Here is a 25,785-nt window from a genome sequence, read left to right on the forward strand (position 1 = left end):
CTTAAACCTGCTCGAGCGCCTCGTTCAATGAGCGCTCCAGGTCAGCCTTGTAGCGCAAATACAAAATACTTGAACTCTGACCATCACCGAGCAGGCCCGACAGGTCCAGGTCGGTGATGTAGCAGCGATAGCGTTCGGTTTCACGGCGCTGCTCGACGATTTCCCGGGCGACCACGCTGAACAATCGGTCGCCATGTTCCAGCTCTGAAAATTCCCGCTGATTGCAATACAACGTGACCTGCACCTGTCCCGGTGCGGCTTTGCCGACAATCGCCTGCACGTCGTAGAACGGTTTGTTGACCGGGGTTTGCGGCGCTGGCCGAGCTTCGACCCGACGTGCCCGCACGGGGCCGGAGGGCAGCAGTTGGTAATACAAGGTGTCCAGGCTCAGCGGCTGGGCGACGTCCATCGGCAGCAAGGCGTCGCGCCGGTACTGGATTGATTGCAGGAAACGTTGCAGCGGCACCAGCAGGCTTTGCTCGTCGTGGTAGGGCAAGCGCTGCTGCCACAGGGCATTGAATTCATCCAGCACGTACAGGTCGGCGTGGTATTCGTTGATCCGGTAGAACACCTGAATGCAATCGGGCTGGCCCATCGGCAGGACCAGCGCCAGATCGTGGTCTTCCAGTGCCATCGGGTCCAGGTGCAGTGGGCTGTAGCTTGCCCGCTCTTCGCCCAGGTAATCGACCAGCGCCGGCAGCGTGGTGAGGGCGACATGATTGACCTGGCCGGGCACCAGTTCCAGTACGTGGTAGTGCTGCTGGACCTGAATCAGGTAGCGATGATTGAGTTTGCTCAACAGCAGGTTCTGCGCGGTGTCGAGGATCTCTTCGACCCGCCGGGCGATGAACTGTGCGCGGTTGTGGCAGAAGCACCGAACCCGCAACGTGGGTTGTTGTAGCCCGTCGGGCAGGTTGTTGAGGTAATCGCGCACGCAGTCGAGCAATGCGTGGGGGCCGTCGAAGCGGCTGACCAGCACTTCGTTCCAACTATTGAGCGTGACCTGATCCAGGGTCAGCACCAGGTTTTCCCGGACGCCGGCGTAACTGAGGGAATCGGTGCGCTCGGTGGTCATCAGGATGTTCAGGTCGCGGTGGTGCTTGAGTGGATCGACGCCGACATTCACCAGGATCAGCACTTCACTCGGCACACTGGCGCGCAGTAACGGTTCTTCAGCGACGGTCGTCAGTGGCAGGACGATGCTCTGTTGCAGGCTGCCGAGCAGGTTGAACAGCTCGAACTCGCTCAGGTCGCTGCTGCCGGGGTGCAAGGCCAGGCGGGTGCTGCTGTCGATCACGCCGTTGCGGTGGCACCAGGTCAGCAGTTCCAGCAATTGGCGGCTGCGCTTGATCGGTGCGAAATGCTCCCATTCGAGAGCCGTCAGGCTGCCGTTGTACAAACCCCACTGAGTTTGACCCGATTCTTTTTTGTTCGGCGCGTGCACCAGCGTGAGGGTGTCTTCGGCCAGATCCGGGGCGATGCCAGGGTTGATGAACTCGACTTTGTCGGCCTTGCGCTCGAAGGCCGCGTACAACCGTCGACCCAGCACGTTGAGGTCGCGCTTGTTGATCAGGCTGACGGTCTGTTCGTTGCGGGCGAACTGGGTCAGGAAGCGGTAGCTGTAATTGAGCTCGTTGACCAAGGCCCTGCGTTCAGAGCCGACCTGACGGACTTTCCACTGGCTGCGGCTATCGAGCAGGGCCAGTTGACGATGATCCCACTGCCATTCGTGGGCCAGGCGTTTGAGCAACGAACGCTGCCAGCTCTGAGTGCGACTGTTGCTACCGGTGAGTTTGCGATTGACCTTCAGATACAACGCCCGGCGTACCAGCTCCAGTCGTTCCGGCTCGCCACGGGCGGTCAGGTATTCCTCGATGCGCCGGTAGACCACGACGTACGGGTCCAGCTCATCAAGGTCGAGCCGATTGGCAAACACCGCTTGCTTGAAGCGCAGGCTCAGGCAATGAACCTTGGGGTGTTCGCTGGCGTAGACCTCAATCAGCAGCAGTTTGAGCACCGATTTGTACGGCGACTCGATGCCCTTGAACAACTGCCAGAGCCCTGCGCCGATGAACTCCCCTGGCGGGATACAGGCCAGATGTCCCAGGTCCAGGGTTTCGTCGGCACGGATGAAGCGCTTGGACATCAGCGTGTGGGTGTAACGGTCGTAGCTCGCTTCTTCATAGACCGGCACCAGCCACCAGACGGGCGTGCGTCCGGCCAGCCAGATTGCGGTGCGATAAAACTCGTCCAGCAGCAGATAGTGCTGGGTGGTGCCGCAGTCTTCCGAGCTCAGTTGCGTATCACGTTCGCCGCGTACGAAACGGGTCGGGTCGATCAGGAAAAAATGCGCCTCGGCGCCCTGGCTGGCGGCCCAGATTTCGAGGAGTTGGCATTTTTTGCGCAGCTCGGCGAGCTCGCTTTCGCTCAAGTCCGGTCCATGACAAACCCACACGTCCATGTCGCTCTGGTCGGCCTGGGCGAGGGTGCCGAGGCTGCCCATCAGGAACAGGCCGTGAATCGGTCGCGGCGGATTGCTGCCATGGCGGGGCTTATAGGAAAACGAGCGGGTCAGGCGCTGGGCTTCGGCGAGGGTGTTGGCGTCGGGTTCGTAATTCGACAGCCCGGCCGGCGTGCTGCCCGAAACATACCCTGGCAACAGCGGATGATTGACGTGGAAAAACAGCGGCAACAAGGTCAGCACCGCTTGCTGGCGGGTCGACAACCCTTCCATGGCGCGGGCCATACGGCCTTCATTGAGCTTCAGAAAACGTGCGCGCAGCTGGCTGAGAACCTTGCGGTCGATTCCCTCGTCCAGATCGGGGCGGATTTCATGGTGGCGGGTCATGTCAGCTCAAACCGGCTCGCGGGGCTCAGACGTGGGTGTCTGCGGATGAGGGCAGTTTAGCGCCTCGGCTCCAGGACTTTTAAGCTGATTTTGTTTTTCTGACGTCAGATTTTTATCGCGGGGCGGCGGCAGGCAGCGGGGCAGGTAACGAAATGTGCCCGCGGAAATCCCATAGCAGGGGTTTCCGTGGGCGCTACGGTAATGCTCAGGCAGTTTCCCGGACGTTGAGAATGGTCAGAACGGTTTGCACATTTTGCGCGGCGTCACGGCCCAGGCTGGTCAGGTAACCACCATCTGGCTGGGTGATCAGTTCTTTGTCGAACAGTCTTTGGGCGGCGGCAATGGCTTTCGGGGCAGCGGTCTGATGAATTTTCAAACCTTCCTGGGAACTGTCCAGGTTGAAGAGTGCGAGGATTTCCAGTTCGGCAACCAACTCAGGGGTAAGCGACATAAGGACTCCAGACTTTCTAGGAATTGGACGACAGCGCCCCTAAGGTGATCCGACTCGGGCGGCATGTCCAGTGCTCGCGACAGGGTTTTTTCGCCTTGGGAAGCATTCCCCGGTGGGTGGTGCGGAAGCGGGGTGGATTCAGTGTAGTCAGGGGCTGGGGGAAGGCGGGATTGATGGGTGACAATTTGTGTGGAATGAGCGAATGGCACTGTGGAGCTTACTGTGGCGAGGGGATTTATCCCCGTTGGGTCGCGAAGCGACCCTAAAACCTGTAATCGCGGTGTTTCTAGTAAGCCGCGCTCACAGGTTTTACGACTGCTGCGCAGCCGAGCGGGGATAAATCCCCTCGCCACAGAAGCACTCGCCGCAGGTGTCGGGGTTACTTCTTTTCCGGCGGCAACTCTGGCAATGCACGCAACGCAGCTTCATACCATTCGGTGTTGAACGCGCGGTCTTCTTCGAGGATCGCGTCGATTTCCACCGCCAGAACGTGAGCCATCAGATTGAGGATTTCCTCACGCTCGTAACCCACCAATGTCAGCTTGTTGAAGGTCGCCTTGGCGGCTGGCGGGTTGTCGCTTTCGATCTGGTTTTCGATGGCTTCAACCAGGGTGTTTTCGGCGAACTCTTCTTCGTCGATGTCGTCGTCGTTGATGCCGGGGGTTGGCTCGCTCATGGCAGGCTCCTCAAGTTAAGGCGGCCAGTTTACCTGCATTCAGCGCTGTGATGCTGCTGGCAAGAAACGTCGCGGCGTTCTATAAAAGGCACCTGCCAACCCCGCACGGCCTGGAGGCTATGTGATGCTCAAGCTTTATGGATTCTCCGTCAGCAACTACTACAACATGGTCAAGCTGGCGCTGCTCGAGAAGGGACTGCCGTTTGAAGAGGTAACGTTTTACCCGGGGCCGAGCCCTGAGGCATTAGCCATCAGCCCGCGCGGGAAGGTGCCGGTGCTGGGCGTCGAACAGGGTTTCGTCAACGAAACCAGCGTGATTCTCGAATACCTCGAACAAAGCCAGAAAGGCACGCCACTGCTGCCGAGTGATCCCTTTGAGCGGTCGCAGGTCCTGGCACTGGCCAAGGAAATCGAGCTGTACATCGAATTGCCGGGGCGAGCCTGCTACGCCGAAGCATTTTTCGGCATGACTGTGCCGGATGCGATCAAGGACAAGACCAAAGCCGAGTTGCTGCTGGGGTTTGCCTCACTGGGCAGGCACGGCAAGTTCGCCCCTTTTGTGGCAGGCGACAGCCTGAGCATTGCGGATTTGTATTTCCTCTACAGCGTGCCATTGGCCTGCGCGGTGGCGCAGAAGCTGTTTGACCTGGATTTGCTGGCTGAGATGCCGGCGGCCAAGGCGCTGCTGGAGCGTCTGGGGCAAAATCCGAATGTACAGCGGATTGCAAAGGACAAGGAGGCGGCGATGCCAGCGTTTTTGGCGATGGTTGCCAGCAAGAAGTAGGTTTTTGTAGCGTTTTCAAGACCGCTTTCGCGAGCAAGTCGAATCGTCGCACCGCCGCTCCCACAGGGATTCCAAATGTGGGAGCGGCGGTGCGACGATTCGACTTGCTCGCGAAGCTTTTGACGGTTTAGCGGCTGGCGAGCAATGCCTGGCCGCGAGCCACAGCCTTCTTGACCTGTGCCGGCGCAGTCCCGCCGATGTGGTCACGGGCATTCACCGAGCCTTCCAGGGTCAACACGGCAAACACGTCCTGATCGATCTGGTCGCTGAACTTGCGCAGCTCTTCCAGGCTCATTTCCGCCAGGTCTTTACCGCTTTCCACGCCGTACTTCACGGCATGGCCAACGATTTCGTGGCAGTCACGGAACGGCAGACCGCGGCGAACCAGGTAGTCGGCCAGGTCGGTGGCGGTGGAGAAACCGCGCAGGGCTGCTTCACGCATCATCGCGTGCTTGGGTTTGATCGCCGGGATCATGTCGGCAAAGGCCCGCAGCGAATCGCGCAATGTGTCGGCGGCATCGAACAGTGGCTCTTTATCTTCCTGGTTGTCCTTGTTGTAGGCCAGTGGCTGGCCTTTCATCAGGGTCAGCAGGCCCATCAGCGCGCCGAATACGCGACCGGTCTTGCCACGCACCAGCTCCGGAACGTCCGGGTTTTTCTTTTGCGGCATGATCGAGCTGCCGGTGCAGAAACGGTCTGGCAGATCGATGAACTGGAACTGCGCGCTGGTCCATAGCACCAGCTCTTCGGAGAAGCGCGACAAGTGCATCATCGCGATGCTCGCGGCCGAGCAGAACTCGATGGCGAAGTCACGATCGGACACGTTGTCCAGCGAGTTGCCGCCCACGGCGTCGAAGCCCAGCAGTTGAGCGGTGAATTCGCGGTCGATCGGGTAGGTGGTGCCGGCCAGTGCGGCGCTGCCCAGCGGCATGCGGTTGGTACGCTTGCGGCAGTCGACCAGGCGCTCGTAGTCGCGGCTGAGCATCTCGAACCAGGCCAGCATGTGGTGCCCGAAGGTCACCGGCTGCGCGGTTTGCAGGTGAGTGAAGCCCGGCATGATGCTGCCGGCTTCGCGCTCGGCCTGCTCCAGCAAGCCTTTTTGCAGGCGGGTGATTTCGCTCAGGATCAGGTCGATCTCGTCACGCAGCCATAGGCGGATGTCGGTGGCGACCTGGTCGTTGCGGCTGCGGCCGGTGTGCAGCTTTTTACCGGTGACGCCGATGCGGTCGGTCAGACGCGCCTCGATGTTCATGTGCACGTCTTCGAGGTCGATGCGCCAGTCGAACTGGCCGGCCTCGATTTCACCCTGGATGGTCTTCAGGCCATCGGTGATGCTGTCGCGCTCGGCATCGGTCAGCACGCCGACCTTGGCCAGCATCGTGGCGTGAGCGATCGAGCCCATGATGTCGTGGCGATATAGGCGCTGGTCGAAAGTGACGGAGGCGGTGAAGCGGGCGACGAAGGCGTCGACGGGTTCACTGAAGCGGCCGCCCCAGGACTGATTGGTCTTGTCAGTGCTCATGAATTCGCTCGTGTCGGCTGAAGAAAGATGGCGTAGAAAGCTGTCGCGGATAATAACAGGGTTGCCAATCCTGTCGCTGACACTGGTCGAGACGTTTTTTTCTCATGCGCCGGTCCATACTCGAGTCAACGCCGAGGGGATTTACGCAACGATATTTTTCAATTGAGCAATATCGTGCCGGCAACCGTCTACAGTTGGACAGTAGGATCAGCGCACTTCCAGACGCTGCAGCTGACTATAAGAAGAGGGGGTGTTCATATTGTGTATCAACAAACCCTACGGCGATGCCTCGCCAACGCGGGCCAGGGCCTCCAAACGCGCGACAGATGAAAATTTAACCGTCGGTCGGGCGGCACTTTTTGGCCCTCGCGCTAGTCTTAGCGTGGATCGCGGTGACGGACGTCACTTCACCTGTCTACGCTATCCTTGTGCGAGACTCACGCAGGAATCCAGCGCAATATGAATGTCCTGATCGTTGATGACGAACCCCTTGCCCGCGAGCGCCTGAGCCGAATGGTTGGCGAACTCGAGGGATACAGTGTCCTGGAGCCTAGCGCCACGAACGGCGATGAGGCGTTGGCTCTGATCGACAGCCACAAACCCGATATCGTGCTGCTCGATATCGGCATGCCGGGCCTCGATGGCCTGCAAGTGGCTGCACGATTGTGCGAACGCGAAACCCCGCCCGCCGTGGTGTTTTGCACAGGGCCCGATGAATTTGCCGTGGAAGCCTTACAGGCCAGCGCCGTAGGCTATCTGGTGAAACCTGTGCGTACAGAACAATTGCATGAAGCGTTGAAAAAAGCCGAGCGACCCAATCGTGTCCAGCTCGCGGCCCTGACCCGCCCCGCCGCCGAAAGTGGCAGCGGCCCGCGCAGCCACATCAGCGCCCGTACCCGTAAAGGTATCGAACTGATCCCGTTGGGTCAGGTGGTCTACTTCATTGCGGATCACAAATACGTGACCTTGCGCCACGAAGGCGGCGAAGTGCTGCTGGATGAGCCGCTCAAGGCCCTTGAAGATGAATTCGGCGACCGCTTCGTGCGAATCCACCGCAACGCGCTGGTCGCTCGCGAGCGCATCGAACGCCTGCAACGCACGCCTCTTGGGCATTTTCAGCTGTTCCTCAAAGGCTTGAACGGCGACGCCCTGATCGTCAGCCGACGGCATGTGGCCGGCGTGCGCAAGATGATGCAACAGCTTTAATCCGCCATTTACCGGCGGATTTCATCCCGATTGCTGGACGTCTGAGGCCAGGGAGGCCACGCGTTTTCTGATACAAGTCAAAGTGGATTTGGTTGAGCTGTTATTATCCGCCGTATCTATTCAGTACGGATTGATCCATGTCCTCTCGCGAAATCCGCATCGCCACCCGTAAAAGTGCACTCGCCCTGTGGCAGGCCGAATACGTCAAAGCCCGTCTGGAAGAGGCCCATCCGGGTCTGCTCGTGACGTTGGTGCCCATGGTCAGTCGCGGTGACAAGTTGCTCGACTCGCCACTGTCGAAAATCGGCGGCAAGGGCCTGTTCGTCAAAGAACTGGAAACCGCGCTGCTGGAAAACGAAGCCGACATCGCCGTGCACTCGATGAAAGACGTGCCGATGGACTTTCCTGAAGGCCTCGGTCTGTTTTGCATCTGCGAGCGAGAAGACCCGCGTGATGCCTTCGTTTCCAATACCTACGCCAGCCTGGATGAATTGCCGCAAGGCAGCATCGTCGGCACCTCCAGCCTGCGCCGCCAGGCTCAGTTGCTGACCCGTCGTCCGGACCTGGAAATTCGCTTCCTGCGCGGCAACGTCAACACGCGCCTGGCCAAGCTCGATGCCGGCGAATACGACGCCATTATCCTCGCTGCCGCCGGCCTGATTCGTCTCGGCTTTGAAGATCGGATTACCTCGGCCATCAGCGTCGACGACAGTCTGCCGGCCGGTGGCCAAGGCGCGGTGGGTATCGAATGCCGCAGCGTCGACAGCGAAATTCACGCGCTGTTGGCACCGCTGCACCATCGGGACACCGCCACTCGCGTGACCGCCGAACGTGCTCTCAACAAACATCTGAATGGCGGCTGCCAAGTGCCGATCGCCTGCTATGCCGTGCTTGAAGGCGAGCAGATCTGGTTGCGTGGTCTTGTCGGTGACCCGAACGGCGGCCTGCTGCTCAGCGCCGAGGCTCGTGCGCCACGCAGCGACGCCGAAGCCCTGGGCGTGCAAGTGGCTGAAGACCTGCTGAGTCAAGGCGCCAACGACATCCTGAAAGCAGTCTACGGCGAGGCAGGTCACGAGTGACGGGCTGGCGACTGCTGCTGACGCGTCCCGCGGATGAGTCGGCGACGCTGAGCAGTCTTTTGGCCGAAAAGGGGATTTTCAGCAGCAGTTTGCCGCTTTTGGAGATCGAGCCTATTCCTGCCTCTGACACAATGCGCGAGGTGATTCAGGGTCTGGATCGCTATTGTGCGGTGATCGTGGTCAGCAAGCCGGCCGCCAGAATTGCTGTGGAACTGCTCGACCGGTATCGGCCGCAACCCCCTTGTTTGAAGTGGTTCAGCGTGGGCGCAGCCACCGCGCAGATCCTCGAGGATCGCGGGTTGGACATCAGCTTTCCGGTGGATGGCGATGACAGCGAAGCCTTGCTTGAACTTCCTCAGTTGCGCGAGGCAATCGCGCGGCCCGGCCCACGTGTGCTGATCATGCGCGGGGAGGGCGGGCGCGAGTTGCTGGCTGAGCGTTTGCGCGAGCTTGGTGCTAGTGTCGAGTATCTGGAGTTGTACCGCCGCGACCTGCCGCAGTACCCACCGGCAGCGCTGCCTGACCGGATCGAAGCGGAACGCTTGAACGGGCTGGTGGTCAGCAGTGGACAGGGTTTTGAGCACCTGCATCAATTGGCCGGCGATGCCTGGCCGCAATTGGCGCGGTTGCCGTTGTTTGTTCCAAGCCCCAGGGTCGCCGAGCTGGCACGTGCCGCCGGGGCCCAAACAGTTGTGGATTGTCGTGGCGCCAGTGCCGCGGCTTTGCTGACGGCGTTACGGGAGCATCCCGGACCCGTTCTCTAATGCAAAGGATGGATACGTGAGCGAAACAGCCTTGCCTAAAGATGACGTCAAGCCAGTGCTCGATGCACCGGTTGAAGCACCGGTTGAAACCGGGCCACCTGCTGCAGCGCAGCGCCGAGGCAATGGGCTGGCAATCGTCGCGCTATTGCTGGGCGCCGCCGGTGTTGCGGTGGGCGGTTGGGGAGTCTGGCAGGTGCGTCACCTGCAAGCCAATACTCAACAGCAGTTGAGTCAGGTCCAGGCATTGAACGATCAGGCGCAGGACCTGAAGCTCAATGAACAACGCCTGACTGCCCGCCTGGAACAAATGCCTGCCGCCGCCGAGCTCGACGCGCGCAGTCGTTTGGTCACTCAGCTTCAAGGCGATCAGCAACGCTTGAATCAACGCCTGGAAACCGTTCTCGGCGCCAGTCGCAAGGATTGGCGTCTGGCGGAGGCCGAGCACCTGCTGCGCCTGGCCAGCCTGCGTCTTTCCGCGTTGCAGGACATCAGCAGTGCGCAGGCTTTGGTGCAGGGCGCCGATGAAATTCTGCGCGAACAGAACGACCCGGGCTCTTTTGCCGCTCGCGAGCAAGTGGCCAAAACGTTGGTGGCATTGCGTAGCACCCAACAGCCGGATCGCACCGGTCTGTTCCTGCGACTTGGGGCGCTGCGCGATCAGGTGATCAGCCTCACCGAGCTGGCACCCGAGTACAAGGACCGTGGCGAATCCCTATTGGGTCTCACCGCCGATGGCGACGGCGCCAGTCGCTGGGCGCAATGGTGGGATCAGGTCTCGCGCTACATCCGCATCGACTTTAACGCCGACAAGAATGTGCGTCCGTTGCTGGCCGGGCAGAGCCTGAGCCAGGTGCGCCTGGCCCTGAGCCTGGCGCTGGAGCAGGCTCAATGGGCCGCGCTCAATGGCCAGGCCGCGGTTTATACCCAGGCGCTGGCCGAAGCGCGGGACGTGCTCAAGGGCAACTTCAACCCGGACAACCCTCAGAGCAAAGTGATGCTTGAGCAGGTTGGCGAGTTGAGCAAGCAACCGGTCACCGTTGTCACGCCAGACCTGACTGGCACGCTGAGTGCGGTTCAGGGGTATCTGGAGCGGCGTAATGTCAACGCCGAGGACTCGATCAAACCGATGGCCAAACCTGCCGCGGACACCGCTCAGGAGGCGACGCCATGAAACGCCTCTATGTGATCGTGTTCCTGGTGATCGCCGCTGCTGCCGCGCTCGGGCTGGCGATTGCCGAGCATTCCGGTTACGTGCTGATCGCCTACAAAAGCTTTCGCTATGAGTCGAGCCTGTGGGCAACCCTGGCGTTGGTCGCCGTACTGTGGCTGGTGTTCTGGGGCATCAAGGCGTTGATCGAATTGGTGACGACCTCCAGCGGCGTGGTCAATCCCTGGTCGCGGCGCAATCGCAGTCGCCGGGTGCAGGTGGCGATTGAACACGGTCAGCTGGATCTGGCCGAAGGTCGCTGGGCCAGTGCGCAGCGTCATCTGCATCGGGCAGCGGAAGCCGAGCGCCAGCCTTTGCTTTACTACCTCGGCGCTGCCCGGGCCGCGAACGAACAAGGTCAATACGAGGAGAGCGACAACCTGCTGGAGCGCGCTCTGGAGCGACAGCCCCAGGCAGAGTTGGCAATTGCCCTGAGCCACGCGCAATTACAGACTGACCGCGGCGATACCGAAGGCGCCCTGGTGACCCTGCAAGCCATGCACGAGCGTCATCCTCATAACGTCCAGACCTTGCGCCAGTTGCAGCGCTTGCACCAACAGCGGGGCGACTGGTCAGCCGTGATTCGTCTGCTGCCGGAGCTGCGCAAGGACAAAGTCCTGCCGTCGGCCGAACTGGCCGAACTGGAACGCCGGGCCTGGGGTGAGAACCTGTCCCTGGCGGCGCATCAGGAAGAAGACGGGACGGTCGGCTTGCAATCGCTCAATCGCGCCTGGCAGCAGTTGACCTCAGCTCAGCGTCAGGAGCCGCAACTGGTGCTCGCTTATGCCGAGCAACTTCGGCAACTGGGTGCTCAGGTCGAGGCCGAAGAGATCCTGCGAACGGCGCTCAAGCGCAACTACGACAGTCATCTGGCGCGCCTCTACGGACTCGTTCGCGGCAGCGATCCGGCACGTCAACTCCACACCGCCGAGGGCTGGCTCAAGGACCATCCGGCTGACCCAAGCCTGTTGCTGACCCTGGGGCGCTTGTGTCTGCAAAGCAGCCTTTGGGGCAAGGCCCGGGACTATCTGGAAAGCAGCCTGCGAGTGCAGCGCAACCCGGAAGCCTGCGCGGAACTGGCGCGGCTGCTGGCGCAGCTGGGTGACACAGAACGCAGCAATCAGTTGTTCCAGGAGGGCTTGGGCTTGTTGGACGAGCGCTTGTTGGCGGCACCGTTGCCGGTTCCTGTCCACGCTTGATTCCTGCCCCTGTAGCTGGCGCAGCCTGCGTTCGGCTGCGCAGCAGTCGTCCAAGTTTATGCGACTCGCCTGACCAAACTGTGGTGTCTGTTTAGACTGCCACGGTGGCGCATTGACGCCTCGGCTTGGGCGAGTCCATCCAATTACAAGGGGCGGGAATCGCTTTGAATCCGCCACTGTTTCAGCGTTGTAATCCGTTAACGGCAGAGTCCTACAGAGGACTACACCTAATCCTCTCGTTCCTGTCGGGATTTCCCTACACTTCTGTTGAAGTGTCCCCGCTGGCCCGCCTTGAAAGGCTGGCGCGCTTTCCTCTACCGTAACCGCCTGTCTCTACTGTTACGGAAATGCCATGTCTTTGGCCTGCTCACGCTCCTAGTTTTTCATGGCTTTCATTGCAGGTGCCCTGGCCCTGGGCGTGTCCTATTACCTGGAATATGCGGTCGGCCTCAAGCCTTGCGGGTTGTGCCTGTTGCAGCGCTTTTGCCTCGCGTTGCTCACAGGTGTCTGCCTGGCGGCTTCGGTGCATGGGCCGGGCCGCTTCGGGTCTTTCCTGTATTGGATGCTCGGGCTGTTTTGCAGTTTGGCGGGTACGGTCACGGCGTGGCGGCAGGTATTGCTGCAGAGCGATCCCATGCATCAGCTGTTGACGTGCTCGCCCAATCTGGCAGTTCAGTACAAGGATATGCCTTGGTTGTGTCAGGCCACGCAGATGTTTAAAGGGGAGGCTGAATGCGCGGAGATTTCCTGGACACTGTTCGACCTGAGTATTCCTGAATGGAGTCTGCTGTTCTTCATGGCAATGACAATTCTGGGAATTTATCAGCTGCTGCGCGTTGTCTGGAAAGCCTGTCTGCGACCGCTCAGCGGCGGTTCGTCGCACCGGGCGCTGGCGGGTGATTAAACACTTGTATGAACTTTATCTCCTGCGTACCTTGAAGCCATTGTCGCGCGGGCATAATCTGGCCCGCACGTGTCATTGGAATTATGTTGCTCGAATGACGCTCTGCCTGGCCGATACTTGACCTTCAAGTGTGGCGACGGGTGTAGGGCAGCATGACCCACAAGGGAAGAGAGATCACCATGCTCGAAAGTTGTCAGAATGCTCAGGAACGTTGGGGTGGAGTGCATCTGCTGATCGATCGCTGGTTGCAGGAGCGTCACGAACTGGTTCGGGCCTATGATGCTCTCGGCGCCAAGCCTGAGGCACTGGGTGAGAACCGCAAGCCGTTGCAGGAATTCTGCGGTGTGCTGGTCGATTACGTGTCTGCAGGGCACTTCGAGATCTACGAACAGCTGACCGGCGAAGCCAAGGCGTTTGGTGATACTCGCGGGCTCGAGTTGGCCGAGACCATCTACCCTCGCATCGACGTCATTACCGAGAAGCTGCTCGCGTTCAACGACCTGTGTGATGCAGGTCAATGCGTGGCAGAGAAATTCAAAGAGCTGGGTGGCCTGTTGCACGAACGCTTCGAGCTGGAAGACTGCCTGATCGAAGTGCTGCACACCGCTCACAAGGAAGAGGATTCGGTTCAGGCCTGAACCCCTTCCCGCAAGACCTCCAAAAACGGTGCGCTATGCGCGCCGTTTTTCGTTTCCGGTATTCAGCCTGTGGCACCGCGCAATTCGACTTCGAATACCAGCGGTGTGAATGGCGCAATCAGGTCGCCGGCACCCTCTGCGCCATAGGCTTCGGCCGATGGAATCACCAGGCGCCATTTCGCACCGACCGGCATTTGCTGCAACGCGCTGCGCCATCCGCTGATCACGCTGTCGAGACTGAACCACTGCGGCTGACTGTTCTGATCGAACACCGTGCCGTCGGGAAGGCGACCGATGTACAGCACCTGGACTTTGCCGTTGGGGCCGGCTTTGGCACCCGTGCCTGGCGTCAACTCAGTTAGCAATATTCCATCGGCCAGCTCACGAACGCCCGGTCTGGCTTTTTCCTCGGCGAGAAAAGCCTGCTCTTTTTCGAGGGCGACTTCGCTTTGCGGCATGCTCGGTTGCAAGGCGACTTGGGCTTCGTGCTCGGCAAGAATCTGTTCGATCTGCTCATCTTTCAGCGCCAGGGGTTTGCCTTGATAGGCTTGTTGCAAGCCTTGGATCAGCGCCTGAAGCTGCAGATCGGGAACCTCTTGGCGCAGGCGTTCGCCGAGGCTTGCGCCTAGGCTGTAAGAGAGATCATGAGTGTCATTTTCTTTGGTTTTTTCGGCGGCGTGGGCCACGGAAAAAAACACGCACAGTGATAAAAAAAGGTAGCGCGACATGGGCACTCTCCAACCTGAGATGCGGGGGATTATGCCAGTGTGAATGCGCTCGACGGTGAACTGGTTTTGCGCAAGCGCAGAAGAATTTCAATCCGTTGCAACGCAGCGCTTTGGATACTGTCAACATGCCCTAGCGGCGGTAGCTGCAGAGGTCTAGTATGAGCCGCACCCACGTCAGCCAGGAGGTAAACCATGTCGGCCACCAAGAAGCCAGTAAATACTCCGTTGCACTTACTCCAACAACTCTCGGGCAGCTTGCTCGAGCATCTGGAAAACGCTTGTTCCCAAGCCTTGGCTGATGCTGAAAAACTGCTCGCCAAACTGGAAAAGCAACGCGGCAAAGCGCAAGAAAAACTGCACAAGTCCCGTACCAAATTGCAGGACGCTGCGGCGGCCGGCAAGGCCAAGGCACAAGCCAAAGCCAAGGGCGCGGTGAAGGAGCTTGAGGACTTGCTCGATGCCCTCAAGGATCGTCAATCCGAAACTCGCAGCTACATTCTGCAACTCAAGCGCGATGCTCAAGAAAGCCTGAAACTGGCCCAGGGCGTCGGTCGTGTACAAGAGGCTGTCGGCAAGGCGTTGTCCCTGCGTTCGGCCAAGCCTGCTGCGGCTCCTGCCAAGAAAGCCGCTGCCAAACCGGCTGCTGCAAAAGCACCGGCCAAGCCTGCTTCCAAACCGGCTGCCAAAGCACCGGTGAAAGCCGCAGCAAAACCTGCCGCTAAACCTGCGGCAAAAAAACCAGTCGCTGCTAGTGCTGCAAAACCGGCTGCTAAAACAGCCGCCGCCAAACCTGCCGCCAAGCCAGCCGCTGCCAAAACAGCTGCCGCTAAACCGGCTGCAAGAACCGCTGCTGCCAAACCTGCGGTAGCGAGAACTGCATCGGCTAAACCAGCTGCCAAACCGGCCGCAAAACCAGCGGCTAGAACTGCCGCTGCGAAACCTGCTGCCAAGCCTGCCGCGAAACCAGTCGCGACTAAAACTGCTGCCAAGCCAGCTGCAAAACCAGCGGCAAAAGCTGCAGCTAAACCGGCTGCCAAAACTGCTGCTGCAAAACCTGCCGCAGCGAAACCAGCAGCCAAGCCTGCCGCTGCCAAACCGGCTGTAAAACCAGCCGCCAAGCCAGCTGCAAAACCAGCCGTGAAAAAACCGGTTGCCGCCAAGCCGGCCGCCGCGCCAGTTGCCAAGCCAGCCAACCCGGCTCCGGCAGCAACGTCTGCTTTAGCAGCAGCCACCTCGACAGCCACGCCAGCGCCAACGCCGGCCGCCGCATCGATCGCAGCAACCACCCCAACCAGCGCTTCCTAAGTGCTGCTTACCGCGACGCGCAGCTGATGCAGCGCGTCGCGGTCCAGGTGGGCGGCGCCTGCCGTTACACCTTCCAGCCAGGCCGATAGATCGGTCGCCTCAGCTTGCGGCCAACTCAGCGCCGATCGTTCCAGTCGTACCAACAGATGTCGCTCGGCTTCCAGCTCGAGTGCCTTCACTTGCTCGCGCAAAGCATTCAGTTCGCCATCGCCGGCGGCGACGACTTTCCAATTCACCCGCAAGGCTCGCAGCGGTCGCACCACGTCTGCGTCCCACGGCTCGGCCACGCTACGCAGTTGCTGCAATCGGTGTTCGTTACAGGCGACGCCACGTTCGCCCAGCCACAGCCCGCAGAGCAGCAAGCACACATTGATACCCGCCGACTGTAATTGCAGGCAGGCGGGTTCAACGCCGGGACAGGCGTAAGTACTAAGGGAAAAGCTCCACAGGTCAGAGGACATAGTGCTACTCGCGCCAGTTGCGAGCGAAGCTGGTAGACTCCGCCGCCATTATGATTCGACTTCAGAACCTGACTTTACAGCGTGGCCCTCAACGTCTGCTAGAAGACGCTGAGCTGACCCTGCACGCCGGCCACAAAGCCGGCCTCATCGGTGCCAACGGCGCCGGCAAATCGAGCCTGTTCGCCTTGCTTCTGGGTGACCTGCACCCGGACTCGGGTGATTGCTTCTTGCCGGCCGACTGGCGCATCGCCCACATGCGCCAGGAGATCGACACCCTTGATAGGGTGGCGGTCGACTATGTGCTCGATGGCGACCTGCGCCTGCGTGAGGTGCAACGCGACCTCGCGGCAGCCGAAGCGGCCCATGACGGTACCGCCCAGGCCCGCCTGCACTCGGAACTCGACAGCGCCGACGGTTACACCGCCGATGCCCGGGCCCGAAAGCTGCTGGCCGGCCTTGGGTTTACCAATGAACAGATGGATCGCCAGGTAGGAGATTTCTCTGGTGGTTGGAGGATGCGTCTGAACCTGGCGCAGGCTTTGATGTGCCCTTCGGACTTGTTGTTGCTCGACGAACCGACCAACCACTTGGACCTCGACGCCATCATCTGGCTCGAAGAATGGCTCAAAAGCTATCCCGGCACCTTGATGCTGATTTCCCACGACCGGGACTTCCTCGATGCCGTGGTCGATCATGTGGCCCACGTCGATCAGCGCAAGATCACCCTGTATCGCGGTGGCTACAGCGCCTTCGAACGCGCCCGTGCCGAACGTCTGGCCCAGCAACAACAAGCCTACGAGAAGCAGCAGGCGCAACGTGCGCACATGGAAAGCTACATTGCCCGCTTCAAGGCCCAGGCCACCAAGGCCCGTCAGGCCCAGAGCCGGATCAAGGCGCTGGAGCGGATGGAAGAGCTGTCCGCCGCCCACGTCGATTCGCCATTCGATTTCGTTTTCCGCGAATCAGTGAAAATCTCCAGCCCGTTGATTGACCTCTCCGACGCCCGACTGGGTTACGGCGAGCGAGCCGTGCTGGAGAAGGTCAAGCTGCAACTGACCCCCGGTGCGCGGATCGGATTGCTCGGCCCGAACGGTGCCGGTAAATCGACCCTGATCAAAAACCTTGCCGGTGAACTCGAGCCGCTGTCCGGCCGACTGACCCGTGGCGAGAACACCGTCGTCGGTTACTTCGCCCAGCATCAACTGGACTCACTCGACTCCAAGGCCAGCCCGTTGCTGCACATGCAGCGCCTGGCGCCGACCGAGCGCGAGCAGACGCTGCGCGACTTCCTCGGTGGTTTCGACTTCCGCGGTGCGCGGATCGATGAGCCGGTGCTGAATTTCTCCGGTGGCGAAAAGGCTCGTCTGGCGCTGGCGTTGATCGCCTGGGGCCGCCCGAACCTGCTGCTGCTCGACGAACCGACCAACCACCTGGACCTGGAAATGCGCCTGGCGCTGACCATGGCCCTTCAGGAATTCAGTGGCGCGGTACTGGTGGTCTCTCACGATCGTCATTTGCTCAAAAGCACCACTGACAATTTCTATCTGGTGGCGGACGGCAAAGTCGAGGAATTCGACGGCGACCTGGAAGACTACACCCGTTGGCTGGTGGACTACCGCCAGCGCAACGCCCCGGTCAGCAATACGCCGGTCAATCCGGACAAGACCGACAAAAAGGCCCAGCGCCAGGCGGCGGCCGCGTTGCGTCAGCAACTGGCACCGCACAAGCGCGAGGCCGACAAGCTCGAAGTCGAACTGGGCAAGCTGCATGAGAAACTGGCGAAGATCGATACCAGCCTCGGCGACAGCGACATTTACGAGCCGGCGCGCAAGAACGATTTGCGTGATCTGCTGGCCGAACAGGCCAAGCTGAAGGTCCGTGAAGCCGAGCTGGAAGAAGCCTGGATGGAAGCGCTGGAATTGCTTGAAAGCATGCAGGCGGAGCTGGAGGCGCTGTCTTGATGGAAGCGTTCAAGCTGCCATTGTCTGCCGTGTGGATTGAGCCTCTGTGGCTCTTTGGGCAAATCCTGCTGATCTTGTTGGCGGGCTACATCGCTCAGCGCTTCGTGGCCAAGTGCCTGACACGTCTGGGCGAGCGCTATCCGTTGCCGCCGCAGTTGCTGATGCCGCTGCGCGGAGGTCTGCGCTGGCTGATTATGGGCAGCGCGCTGATCTTCGTGCTGGAACGCCTCGGGGTGTCGGCGACGGTGCTCTGGACCGCATTGTCCGGGTTTGTCGCGGTAGCGGCAGTGGCGTTCTTCGCCATGTGGAGCGTGCTCTCGAATCTGTTGTGCGCAATCCTGATCTTCACTGTCGGCCCATTCCGTATCGGTGACGTGGTCGAATTGGTGGACACCACCGACAAGCCTGGCGTCAAAGGCCGGGTCGTTGCGATCAATCTGCTCTACACCACGCTGATCGAAGCCGAAGAGCTCGGCACCGGCAGCGCCATGGTGCAAGTGCCCAACAGCCTGTTCTTCCAGCGCTCGGTTCGACGCTGGCGCGGCAGCGATGTATTCCCTTCCAATGGGTTTGAAAAGTAGGCTCTGAATTCCTGCATTGATGTCGTCTGATACACCGCTTTCGCGAGCAAGCCCGCTCCCACACTAGATTGATGAGGATCACAAATGTTGTGTCCACTGGAGATCCCATGTGGGAGCGGGCTTGCTCGCGAAGGGGGCCTCAAGCCATAAACGCTGGTCGGCAGTCCACCCTGTCCTGCAAAAAATCGGTAGTCATCGGCCCAAAGCCGCATTAGCTTAGACATCTGTCACGAGTCTGAGTCGAGGTGTGCGATGGTGCTTGAAACATGGCTGGCGTTTTTTGCCGCCTGCTGGGTGATCAGTCTGTCTCCCGGTGCCGGCGCCATTGCGTCGATGTCCAGCGGTCTGCGATACGGTTTCTGGCGCGGTTATTGGAACGCCCTGGGCCTGCAACTGGGTCTGGCGCTACAGATTGCGATTGTCGCCGCCGGTGTCGGTGCAATCCTCGCGGCTTCGGCTACCGCTTTCTACGCGATCAAATGGTTTGGCGTGGCCTATCTGGTTTACCTGGCGGTCAAGCAATGGCGCGCGCTGCCCAATGACATGAGCGACGACGCGGCCGTCCGTCAAATCGGCAAGCCGATGGCGCTGGTGTTCCGGGGTTTCCTGGTGAACGTCAGCAACCCCAAGGCGTTGGTGTTCATGCTCGCGGTGCTGCCGCAATTCATTGATCCGCATGCACCGCTGGTGGCGCAGTACCTGATCCTCGGTGTGACCATGATCTGCGTCGACTTGATCGTCATGGCCGGTTACACCGGACTTGCATCGAAGGTGCTGCGGATGTTGCGCACGCCCAAGCAGCAGAGACGCATGAACCGCACGTTTGCCGGGCTGTTCATCGGTGCGGCGGCGTTCATGGCGACATTGCGTAAAACCGTGGTTTAAACGCACTCAGGTGCAAAAAAGGCGACCCTCGAGGTCGCCTTTTTCATGTCCGGACCCGCACAGAATCAGCAGTGCATGCGAACAAAACTTGAGTGAAAGTCATTGGAAGTGAACAATGTGTTACTTCGTATTTCCAATTGAGATTCATTCATGACTGCCCCGTCCCGTTTCCTGGCCTGGCTGATGTTGCCGTTGTTTGCCCTGTGCAGTTTCAACCTGCTGGCCGACACCGTGGAAGGCGCGCCACAAGCGCTGCATTTGCTCGATTACATCGGTGCGGATTACCCGGGAACGGTGCAAGCGGGCAAGGTCATCAATGAGTCCGAATACCAAGAGCAGCTGGAATTTATCAAGGTGCTGCAAGGCTTGATCGCCGCGATGCCGGCTAAACCGGAAAAAGCCGGGCTGGAGCAGGGCGTCAGCACGCTACGCAGCGCGATCACTGCGCGACAAGACGGCACTGACGTCGCCCGTCAGGCATGGCAACTCGGCGCGAAGCTGGCGGTGACCTATGAAGTCAGCCAGGCGCCGATCATTACGCCGGATCCGACCCGTGGTGCGCCGCTGTACGCTCAGCATTGTTCGGTGTGCCACGGCGACGCGGGTGCCGGGGATGGCCCGGCGGGTGTCGGTCTGACGCCGCCGCCAGCCAATCTGAGTGATGCGGCGCGGCTGGATCACCTGAGCCTCTACGCGATCTACAGCACCCTGGGCCTCGGTGTCGAAGGCACCGACATGCCGGCCTTCGCCGATCAGCTGGACGATCGTCAGCGTTGGGACCTGGCGACCTACATCGCCAGCTTCAGCGCCGATCCGGCTGCTGCAAAATCTGAAAAGACCTACAACATCGCTGACCTGGCCCGCCAGACTCCCGCAGAAGTGCAGGTTGCCGAGGGGCCGCAAGCGGCGGCGACCTTCCGTGCGCAGCGGGCGCAACCGCCGCAGGTCAAGCGTGGTCCGGCGCAGTTGCTCGACTACACCGCCGCGACCCTGGACAAGAGCATCGCCGCCTACCGTGCCGGTTATCACGATCAGGCGTATGACTTGTCGGTGGCGGCTTATCTGGAGGGTTTCGAGCTGGTCGAAAGTTCTCTGGATAACGTCGACGCCAATGTGCGTAAAGACACTGAAAAATCGCTGATGGCTTACCGTCAGTCGTTACAGGACGGTTTGCCGGTGGCTCAGGTCCAGCAGCGTCTGGACGCAGCCAAGACCAAATTGAAGGAATCCGCCGGCCTGCTGGGCAGCGATGGTTTGAGTTGGTCCCTGAGTTACATCTCCGGTTTGTTGATTCTGTTGCGCGAAGGCCTGGAAGCGATTCTGGTGTTGGCGGCAATCGTCGCGTTCCTGCGCAATACCGGCCAGCAATCGGCGGTGCGCAGCGTCAACGTCGGCTGGGGGCTGGCGCTGCTGGCGGGTCTGGCGACCTGGGCGCTGGCGGCGTACGTGATCGATGTCAGCGGTTCGCAGCGTGAATTGCTGGAAGGTGCGACGGCGTTGTTTGCCGCCGTCATGGTGCTTTGGCTCGGCGTGTGGATGCACGACCGTCGTCACGCGGCGGCCTGGCAGGATTACATCAAGAGCAGCCTGGTGGGCGGCGGTGGGCGTTTCGGGTTTGCGACGCTGGCGTTCTTCTCGGTGTATCGCGAACTGTTTGAAGTGATTTTGTTCTACGAGACCTTGTGGCTGCAGGCAGGTCCAGCGGGCCATAACGCGGTGCTCGCTGGCGGTGCGACGGCGTTGGTGTTGTTGGTCGGTCTGGCTTGGGTGATTCTGCGTGGATCGGCGAAGCTGCCGCTGTCGCTGTTCTTCAGTATCAACGCCGGTCTGTTGTGTGCGTTGTCGGTGGTGTTTGCCGGGCATGGCGTGAAGGCGTTGCAGGAAGCCGGGATTTTCGGCACCCGGCCGGTGCCGTTCTTTGACTTCGACTGGCTGGGGATCCACGCTGACGCGTATTCGCTGAGTGCGCAGGCGGTGGCGATTATCGCGATCATCGTGCTGTATAGCCGTAGTCGGCTGGCTGAGAAGCGGCGGGTGCCGGCTTCTTAAACAGCATTCGCTTCGCTCACAATCGCGAGCAAGCTCGCTCCCACAGGATTGCGTATAACCTGTGGGAGCGAGCTTGCTCGCGATGCTTTCAAGAGGAATAAACACAATGCGTGTCTGGATCGATGCCGACGCCTGCCCCCGGGCGGCCAAGGATCTGGTGGTGAAGTTCGCCCTCAAGCGCCAGTTCGAAGTGGTGCTGGTGGCCGGACAGCCGCAGATCAAACCGGGTTTGGCCCTGGTGAAGCTGATCGTGGTGCCAAGCGGTCCGGATGCCGCCGACGACTACCTGGTGGAATACGCGGTCCCCGGCGAACTGGTGATCTGCAGCGATGTGCCGCTGGCCGACCGTCTGGTGAAAAAGGGCGTTGCGGTGCTTGATCCTCGGGGCAAAGAGTTCGATGCGCAGAACATGGGCGATCGGTTGGCGGTGCGTAACCTGTTCACCGATTTGCGTGAACAGGGACAGATGAGCGGCGGGCCCGCGCCGTTTGGCGAGCGCGAGAAACAGGCGTTTGCCAATGCGCTGGACCGGATCCTCACGCGGCTATCGCGCAAGTCTTAAGCATGACGGTGATCCCTGTGGGAGCGAGCCTGCTCGCGATGGGGTCGGCACATTCAACATTGATGTCGACGGTTAGACCGCTATCGCGAGCAGGCTCGCTCCCACATTTGAACAGTGTCAGGCGTCGTTTTCGTGGGTCAGTTCCAGAACGCGGTCGACCAGTTTGTTGATGCCGGACGCCGCTTCGCTGATCGATTGCGCCAGCATGTACGCCGGGGTGCTGACCAGTTTGCGTGCTTTGTCTTCAACGATGTCGGTTACCGCGCAGTCGGCGTGTGTAGCGCCCATCTTGTTCATGGCGGCGGCAGTATCGGCGTCGTTGCCGATGGTGCAGGTCACGCCCGGTCCATAGATCTTCGCCGCGAGCGCCGGTGAAATGCAGATCAGCCCGACGGGTTTGCTGGCCTCGGCAAAGGCTTCAGCCAGCGCCAGGACTTCCGGTTGCACGGTGCAGCCGGCGCCTTCGACGGCGAAGTTCGACAGGTTCTTGGCCGCTCCGAAACCGCCCGGAACGATCAGCGCATCGAAGTCTTCAACGTCCGCTTCGCGGATATCCTTGATATTGCCCCGGGCGATCCGCGCCGACTCCACCAGTACGTTGCGCGACTCGGGCATTTCTTCGCCGGTCAGGTGATTGATCACATGCAACTGCGCGATGTTCGGTGCGAAACACTGCACCTGAGCCCCCCGCTGGTCCAGACGCAACAGGGTGATCACGCTTTCGTGGATCTCGGCGCCGTCGTACACGCCACAGCCGGATAGGATCACTGCAATTTTTTTGCTCATGGGCTTTTCTCCAGATTCATGGCGTTAAATGTCCACTAATTTGTCACTCGTTGCCATAGGGTAAATTCGCGGCTACACCTAGGATCTGACCTCAAGATTCCGATCAGGGCGCGTCATGGACTTCATTCTGTATGCGGTGCCGTTTTTCTTTGTGCTGATTGCTGTCGAACTGCTGGCTGACCGTTGGCGCGGGGTGAGCAATTATCGCGTGGCGGACGCGATCAACAGCATGAGTACCGGCGTGCTGTCGACCACCACCGGCCTGCTGACCAAAGGCATCGGCCTGGTGACGTATGCGTTTGCCCTCAAGCACCTGGCGCTGTTCGAACTCTCGGCTGACAGCGTTTGGGTCTGGGTTTTCGCCTTTGTCCTCTACGACTTCTGCTACTACTGGCTGCATCGCATGGGCCATGAACGCAACATCCTCTGGGCGGCACACTCGGTACATCACCAGAGCGAGGACTACAACCTGTCCACGGCGCTGCGCCAGACCAGTACCGGCTTCCTGCTGAGCTGGATCTTCTACCTGCCGATGGCGGTGCTCGGTGTGCCGCTGCTGGTGTTCATCAGCGTCGCCTCGCTGAACTTGCTGTACCAATTCTGGGTGCATACCAAACACATTCCCAAGCTCGGCTGGTTCGAGTGGTTCTTCGTCACGCCGTCCAATCATCGGGCTCACCATGCACAGAACGCTCTCTACATGGATCGCAACTACGGCGGGGTGTTCATTATTTGGGACCGTCTATTCGGCTCGTTCCAGGAAGAGGACGATAACGAACCGGTGATTTTCGGCGTGACCACGCCGCTGGCGAGCTGGAATCCGTTGTGGGCGAACGTGCAGTTCTACGCGCAGCTGTGGGATGACGCGCGGCGTGCGCAAAGCAAATGGGACAAGCTGCGCATCTGGTTCATGCGCACCGGTTGGCGGCCGGCGGATGTGGCCGCCAAATACCCGATGAACAAGCCAGACTTGAGTCAGTTCCGTAAATTCGAGGTGCCGCTGGACGGGCGTCAGCAGGTTTACGTGGTGTTGCAGTTCTGCGTCTACATCGCGCTGGGCAGTTACTTGATGAACCTGGAGCAGAGTTTGCCAACCGCCGCGCTGGTACTCGGCTGGAGTGCCGTGGCGCTGGGTTTGTTTACGTTGGGCGTGGCCCTGGAGAATCGCCCGTGGGCGCTGAAGCTGGAGCTGCTGCGCCTGGCGTCGAATGTGCCGCTGGTGTGGCTGGCGCCGGTCGTTGGGCTGTGGCCGGCCAGCGCGGTGGGCTGGGTCGGCCTGCTGAGTTACAGCCTGCTCAGTGGAATCGGTCTCTACTGTTGCAGAAACCGTTTCACTCGGCTGGCGTCTTAGTCTCGGCAGATTTGGCCAGTTCAGCCTGCTCGTCGGCGTAGATCTTCTTCGCCAGACGGGCGTTCTTGAGGCGGCGGCGCAACCACAGGAAAAAGCCCAGGATCAGCAGGGCGCCGAGCACCCACAGCTCGTACTTCTTGACGCTGCCGAGCATGCCTTCGAGGACCGCACCGAAGTGATAGGCGGCGGCAGCCAGCGCGGTGGCCCAGATCGCGGCACCAATCCCGTTGAGCAGCAGATAACGTCCCGGCGGATAGCCCGACAGGCCGATCGCCACCGGCATCACCGTGCGCAGGCCATAAACAAAGCGGAAGCTCAGTACCCAGATGTCCGGGTGCCTGCGGATGTGTTCCAGCGCCCGGTCGCCCATCAATTGCCAGCGCGGTTTGCGCGCCAGCAACTTGCGGCCGTGCTTGCGCCCCAGGAAATACCACAGCTGATCACCGGCATAACTGCCGAGGAACGCCACGATCATGACCACTTTGAGGTCCATGTATCCGCGGAACGCGAGGAAGCCCGCGAGCACCAGAATGGTTTCGCCTTCGAAAAACGTGCCGAGAAAGAGGGCGAAGTAGCCGAATTCCTGAAGAAATTGTTGGAGCATTGTCTGGATGCTGGCGAAATGAACGCGCAGCCTAACCCTTCGGGAACATTCATGAAAGTGTCCAAATGTGTCTCGACGTGAACATTTCCTACAAGGACAATGGAATGCGGCTACGTGACGCAGGGATGCACACAACTGTCATACGTTGGTCATAATGGCCGCTTATAACTGTCACGCTCGCCCGCCAGCGCGGGCTCAGGAGTCTGCCGTGAGCTTTACCCCCGCCAACCGTTTGTTTCCAGCAACCCGCCTGCGTCGCAATCGCCGTGATGATTTTTCGCGTCGACTGGTCCGTGAAAACGTTCTGACCGTCGACGATCTGATCCTGCCGGTGTTCGTGCTGGACGGTGAAAACCGTCGCGAAGCGGTGGCGTCGATGCCAGGCGTCGAGCGCCTGACCATCGATCTGTTGCTTGAAGAAGCGGCCAAGTGGGTCGAGCTGGGGATTCCGGCGCTGGCGTTGTTCCCGGTAACGCCGCCGGAGCTCAAGTCTCTGGACGCCGCCGAAGCCTGGAACCCGAACGGGATCGCCCAGCGCGCTACCCGCGCGTTGCGTGCGCAATTCCCTGAGCTGGGCGTGATCACCGATGTCGCCCTGGACCCGTTCACCACCCACGGTCAGGATGGCATTCTCGACGAAGAAGGCTACGTGCAGAACGACATCACCGTCGACGCACTGGTCAAGCAGGCGCTGTCCCACGCCGAAGCCGGCGCTCAGGTGGTGGCCCCGTCGGACATGATGGACGGTCGCATCCAGGCGATCCGCGAAGCGCTGGAACTGGCCGATCACGTCAACGTGCGGATCATGGCCTACTCGGCGAAGTACGCCAGCGCCTATTACGGCCCGTTCCGCGATGCGGTCGGTTCGGCGCTGAACCTGGGCAAGGCCAACAAAGCCTCCTATCAGATGGACCCGGCGAACAGCAACGAAGCCTTGCACGAAGTGGCGGCGGACTTGTCAGAAGGCGCGGACATGGTCATGGTCAAGCCAGGCATGCCATATCTGGACATCCTCTACCGGGTCAAAGAAGAATTTAAAGTGCCGACCTTTGTTTATCAGGTCAGCGGTGAATACGCCATGCACATGGCGGCGATCCAGAATGGCTGGTTGAGCGAAGGGGTTATCCTCGAATCCCTGACCGCTTTTAAACGTGCAGGCGCTGATGGCATCCTGACTTACTTTGCCGTCCGTGCTGCTCAATTGTTACGAGAGCAAAAATAGCCCTCCCAGGAA

24 protein-coding genes are annotated in these 25,785 nt (G+C 60.3%); 16 read left to right on the top strand and 8 right to left on the bottom strand.

Features of this window, described 5'->3' with window-relative positions; genetic code table 11:
* Position 1 precedes the first annotated feature (1 nt).
* The 3 genes from ACMXYJ_RS02395 to ACMXYJ_RS02405 all read right to left on the bottom strand — a co-directional run bounded on the left by ACMXYJ_RS02395 (position 2) and on the right by ACMXYJ_RS02405 (position 3,975).
* Entirely contained in the window at positions 2-2,848 is a 2,847-nt protein-coding gene (locus ACMXYJ_RS02395; protein ID WP_415758650.1) for a class I adenylate cyclase, read from the bottom strand.
* A gap of 205 nt (positions 2,849-3,053) precedes the next feature.
* The gene (locus tag ACMXYJ_RS02400) at positions 3,054-3,299 is read right to left on the bottom strand and encodes a TIGR02647 family protein (protein ID WP_008150272.1); all 246 of its coding nucleotides are present in this window, start codon (positions 3,297-3,299) and stop codon (positions 3,054-3,056) included.
* A gap of 379 nt (positions 3,300-3,678) precedes the next feature.
* The gene (locus ACMXYJ_RS02405; protein ID WP_415758651.1) at positions 3,679-3,975 is read right to left on the bottom strand and encodes a hypothetical protein; all 297 of its coding nucleotides are present in this window, start codon (positions 3,973-3,975) and stop codon (positions 3,679-3,681) included.
* Positions 3,976-4,099: 124 nt separating this feature from the next.
* On the opposite strand from ACMXYJ_RS02405, the gene ACMXYJ_RS02410 reads away from it, so the two are divergent.
* Positions 4,100-4,759 (top strand): glutathione S-transferase family protein, encoded by a 660-nt coding sequence (locus ACMXYJ_RS02410; RefSeq protein WP_415758652.1) that lies wholly within the window; start codon positions 4,100-4,102, stop codon positions 4,757-4,759.
* A 127-nt stretch (positions 4,760-4,886) separates the two neighbouring features.
* On the opposite strand, the gene argH is transcribed toward ACMXYJ_RS02410, so the two are convergent.
* The gene (gene argH / locus ACMXYJ_RS02415) at positions 4,887-6,281 is read right to left on the bottom strand and encodes an argininosuccinate lyase (RefSeq protein ID WP_010465079.1); all 1,395 of its coding nucleotides are present in this window, start codon (positions 6,279-6,281) and stop codon (positions 4,887-4,889) included.
* Positions 6,282-6,740: 459 nt separating this feature from the next.
* Here argH and ACMXYJ_RS02420 point away from each other — a divergent pair, with 459 nt between their 5' ends.
* The 7 genes from ACMXYJ_RS02420 to ACMXYJ_RS02450 all read left to right on the top strand — a co-directional run bounded on the left by ACMXYJ_RS02420 (position 6,741) and on the right by ACMXYJ_RS02450 (position 13,278).
* Entirely contained in the window at positions 6,741-7,487 is a 747-nt protein-coding gene (locus ACMXYJ_RS02420; protein WP_046045093.1) for a LytR/AlgR family response regulator transcription factor, read from the top strand.
* A gap of 137 nt (positions 7,488-7,624) precedes the next feature.
* Positions 7,625-8,566: a hydroxymethylbilane synthase gene (hemC, locus tag ACMXYJ_RS02425; RefSeq protein WP_415758653.1), complete on the top strand. Its 942-nt coding sequence runs from the start codon at positions 7,625-7,627 to the stop codon at positions 8,564-8,566.
* On the top strand, positions 8,563-9,330 hold the full coding sequence (locus ACMXYJ_RS02430) for a uroporphyrinogen-III synthase (RefSeq protein WP_415758654.1): 768 nt from the start codon (positions 8,563-8,565) through the stop codon (positions 9,328-9,330). Before hemC ends, ACMXYJ_RS02430 begins: the two co-directional genes overlap by 4 nt.
* Before the next feature lie 16 nt (positions 9,331-9,346).
* Positions 9,347-10,501, top strand: coding sequence for a uroporphyrinogen-III C-methyltransferase (locus tag ACMXYJ_RS02435; protein ID WP_415758655.1), 1,155 nt, complete (start codon positions 9,347-9,349; stop codon positions 10,499-10,501).
* Positions 10,498-11,736 (top strand): heme biosynthesis protein HemY, encoded by a 1,239-nt coding sequence (locus ACMXYJ_RS02440; protein WP_415758656.1) that lies wholly within the window; start codon positions 10,498-10,500, stop codon positions 11,734-11,736. Before ACMXYJ_RS02435 ends, ACMXYJ_RS02440 begins: the two co-directional genes overlap by 4 nt.
* 385 nt (positions 11,737-12,121) lie before the next feature.
* Entirely contained in the window at positions 12,122-12,640 is a 519-nt protein-coding gene (locus tag ACMXYJ_RS02445) for a disulfide bond formation protein B (RefSeq protein WP_415758657.1), read from the top strand.
* A gap of 179 nt (positions 12,641-12,819) precedes the next feature.
* A complete protein-coding gene (locus tag ACMXYJ_RS02450) occupies positions 12,820-13,278 on the top strand; it encodes an Rsd/AlgQ family anti-sigma factor (protein ID WP_046045098.1) in 459 nt (152 codons plus the stop codon).
* A 62-nt stretch (positions 13,279-13,340) separates the two neighbouring features.
* Here the strand turns inward: ACMXYJ_RS02450 and ACMXYJ_RS02455 are convergent, their stop codons facing one another.
* On the bottom strand, positions 13,341-14,006 hold the full coding sequence (locus ACMXYJ_RS02455; RefSeq protein WP_046045099.1) for an FKBP-type peptidyl-prolyl cis-trans isomerase: 666 nt from the start codon (positions 14,004-14,006) through the stop codon (positions 13,341-13,343).
* A 192-nt stretch (positions 14,007-14,198) separates the two neighbouring features.
* Here ACMXYJ_RS02455 and ACMXYJ_RS02460 point away from each other — a divergent pair, with 192 nt between their 5' ends.
* Positions 14,199-15,311 carry an AlgP family protein gene (locus ACMXYJ_RS02460; protein ID WP_415758658.1) on the top strand — a complete coding sequence of 371 codons (1,113 nt, stop codon included), beginning with the start codon at positions 14,199-14,201 and terminating at the stop codon, positions 15,309-15,311.
* On the opposite strand, the gene ACMXYJ_RS02465 is transcribed toward ACMXYJ_RS02460, so the two are convergent.
* On the bottom strand, positions 15,308-15,772 hold the full coding sequence (locus tag ACMXYJ_RS02465) for a TIGR02444 family protein (RefSeq protein ID WP_415758659.1): 465 nt from the start codon (positions 15,770-15,772) through the stop codon (positions 15,308-15,310). The genes ACMXYJ_RS02460 and ACMXYJ_RS02465 overlap by 4 nt on opposite strands.
* Before the next feature lie 50 nt (positions 15,773-15,822).
* On the opposite strand from ACMXYJ_RS02465, the gene ACMXYJ_RS02470 reads away from it, so the two are divergent.
* The 5 genes from ACMXYJ_RS02470 (at position 15,823) to ACMXYJ_RS02490 (ending at position 21,810) form a co-directional block, all read left to right on the top strand.
* A complete protein-coding gene (locus ACMXYJ_RS02470; RefSeq protein ID WP_415758660.1) occupies positions 15,823-17,733 on the top strand; it encodes an ATP-binding cassette domain-containing protein in 1,911 nt (636 codons plus the stop codon).
* Complete coding sequence (locus ACMXYJ_RS02475) at positions 17,733-18,314, top strand: mechanosensitive ion channel domain-containing protein (protein WP_415758661.1); 582 nt, start codon at positions 17,733-17,735, stop codon at positions 18,312-18,314. The genes ACMXYJ_RS02470 and ACMXYJ_RS02475 overlap by 1 nt, the downstream gene beginning before the upstream one ends.
* A gap of 252 nt (positions 18,315-18,566) precedes the next feature.
* Positions 18,567-19,199, top strand: a complete 633-nt coding sequence (locus ACMXYJ_RS02480; protein WP_415758662.1) for a LysE family transporter — start codon at positions 18,567-18,569, stop codon at positions 19,197-19,199.
* A gap of 150 nt (positions 19,200-19,349) precedes the next feature.
* Entirely contained in the window at positions 19,350-21,248 is a 1,899-nt protein-coding gene (locus ACMXYJ_RS02485) for an FTR1 family protein (protein WP_415758663.1), read from the top strand.
* A 106-nt stretch (positions 21,249-21,354) separates the two neighbouring features.
* The gene (locus ACMXYJ_RS02490; RefSeq protein ID WP_415758664.1) at positions 21,355-21,810 is read left to right on the top strand and encodes a YaiI/YqxD family protein; all 456 of its coding nucleotides are present in this window, start codon (positions 21,355-21,357) and stop codon (positions 21,808-21,810) included.
* Between the two features lie 117 nt (positions 21,811-21,927).
* Here the strand turns inward: ACMXYJ_RS02490 and elbB are convergent, their stop codons facing one another.
* On the bottom strand, positions 21,928-22,596 hold the full coding sequence (gene elbB, locus ACMXYJ_RS02495) for an isoprenoid biosynthesis glyoxalase ElbB (protein WP_415758665.1): 669 nt from the start codon (positions 22,594-22,596) through the stop codon (positions 21,928-21,930).
* 115 nt (positions 22,597-22,711) lie between these two features.
* On the opposite strand from elbB, the gene ACMXYJ_RS02500 reads away from it, so the two are divergent.
* Complete coding sequence (locus tag ACMXYJ_RS02500; RefSeq protein ID WP_415758666.1) at positions 22,712-23,947, top strand: sterol desaturase family protein; 1,236 nt, start codon at positions 22,712-22,714, stop codon at positions 23,945-23,947.
* Here the strand turns inward: ACMXYJ_RS02500 and ACMXYJ_RS02505 are convergent.
* Positions 23,928-24,551, bottom strand: a complete 624-nt coding sequence (locus tag ACMXYJ_RS02505) for a DedA family protein (protein ID WP_415758667.1) — start codon at positions 24,549-24,551, stop codon at positions 23,928-23,930. The two genes, ACMXYJ_RS02500 and ACMXYJ_RS02505, sit on opposite strands and share 20 nt — an antisense overlap.
* Before the next feature lie 208 nt (positions 24,552-24,759).
* Here ACMXYJ_RS02505 and hemB point away from each other — a divergent pair, with 208 nt between their 5' ends.
* Complete coding sequence (hemB, locus tag ACMXYJ_RS02510; RefSeq protein WP_008150323.1) at positions 24,760-25,773, top strand: porphobilinogen synthase; 1,014 nt, start codon at positions 24,760-24,762, stop codon at positions 25,771-25,773.
* The last annotated feature ends 12 nt before the right edge of the window (positions 25,774-25,785 follow it).

The sequence above is a fragment of the Pseudomonas arabinosi genome (genome assembly GCF_047758675.1).
GTDB lineage: Bacteria > Pseudomonadota > Gammaproteobacteria > Pseudomonadales > Pseudomonadaceae > Aquipseudomonas > Aquipseudomonas arabinosi.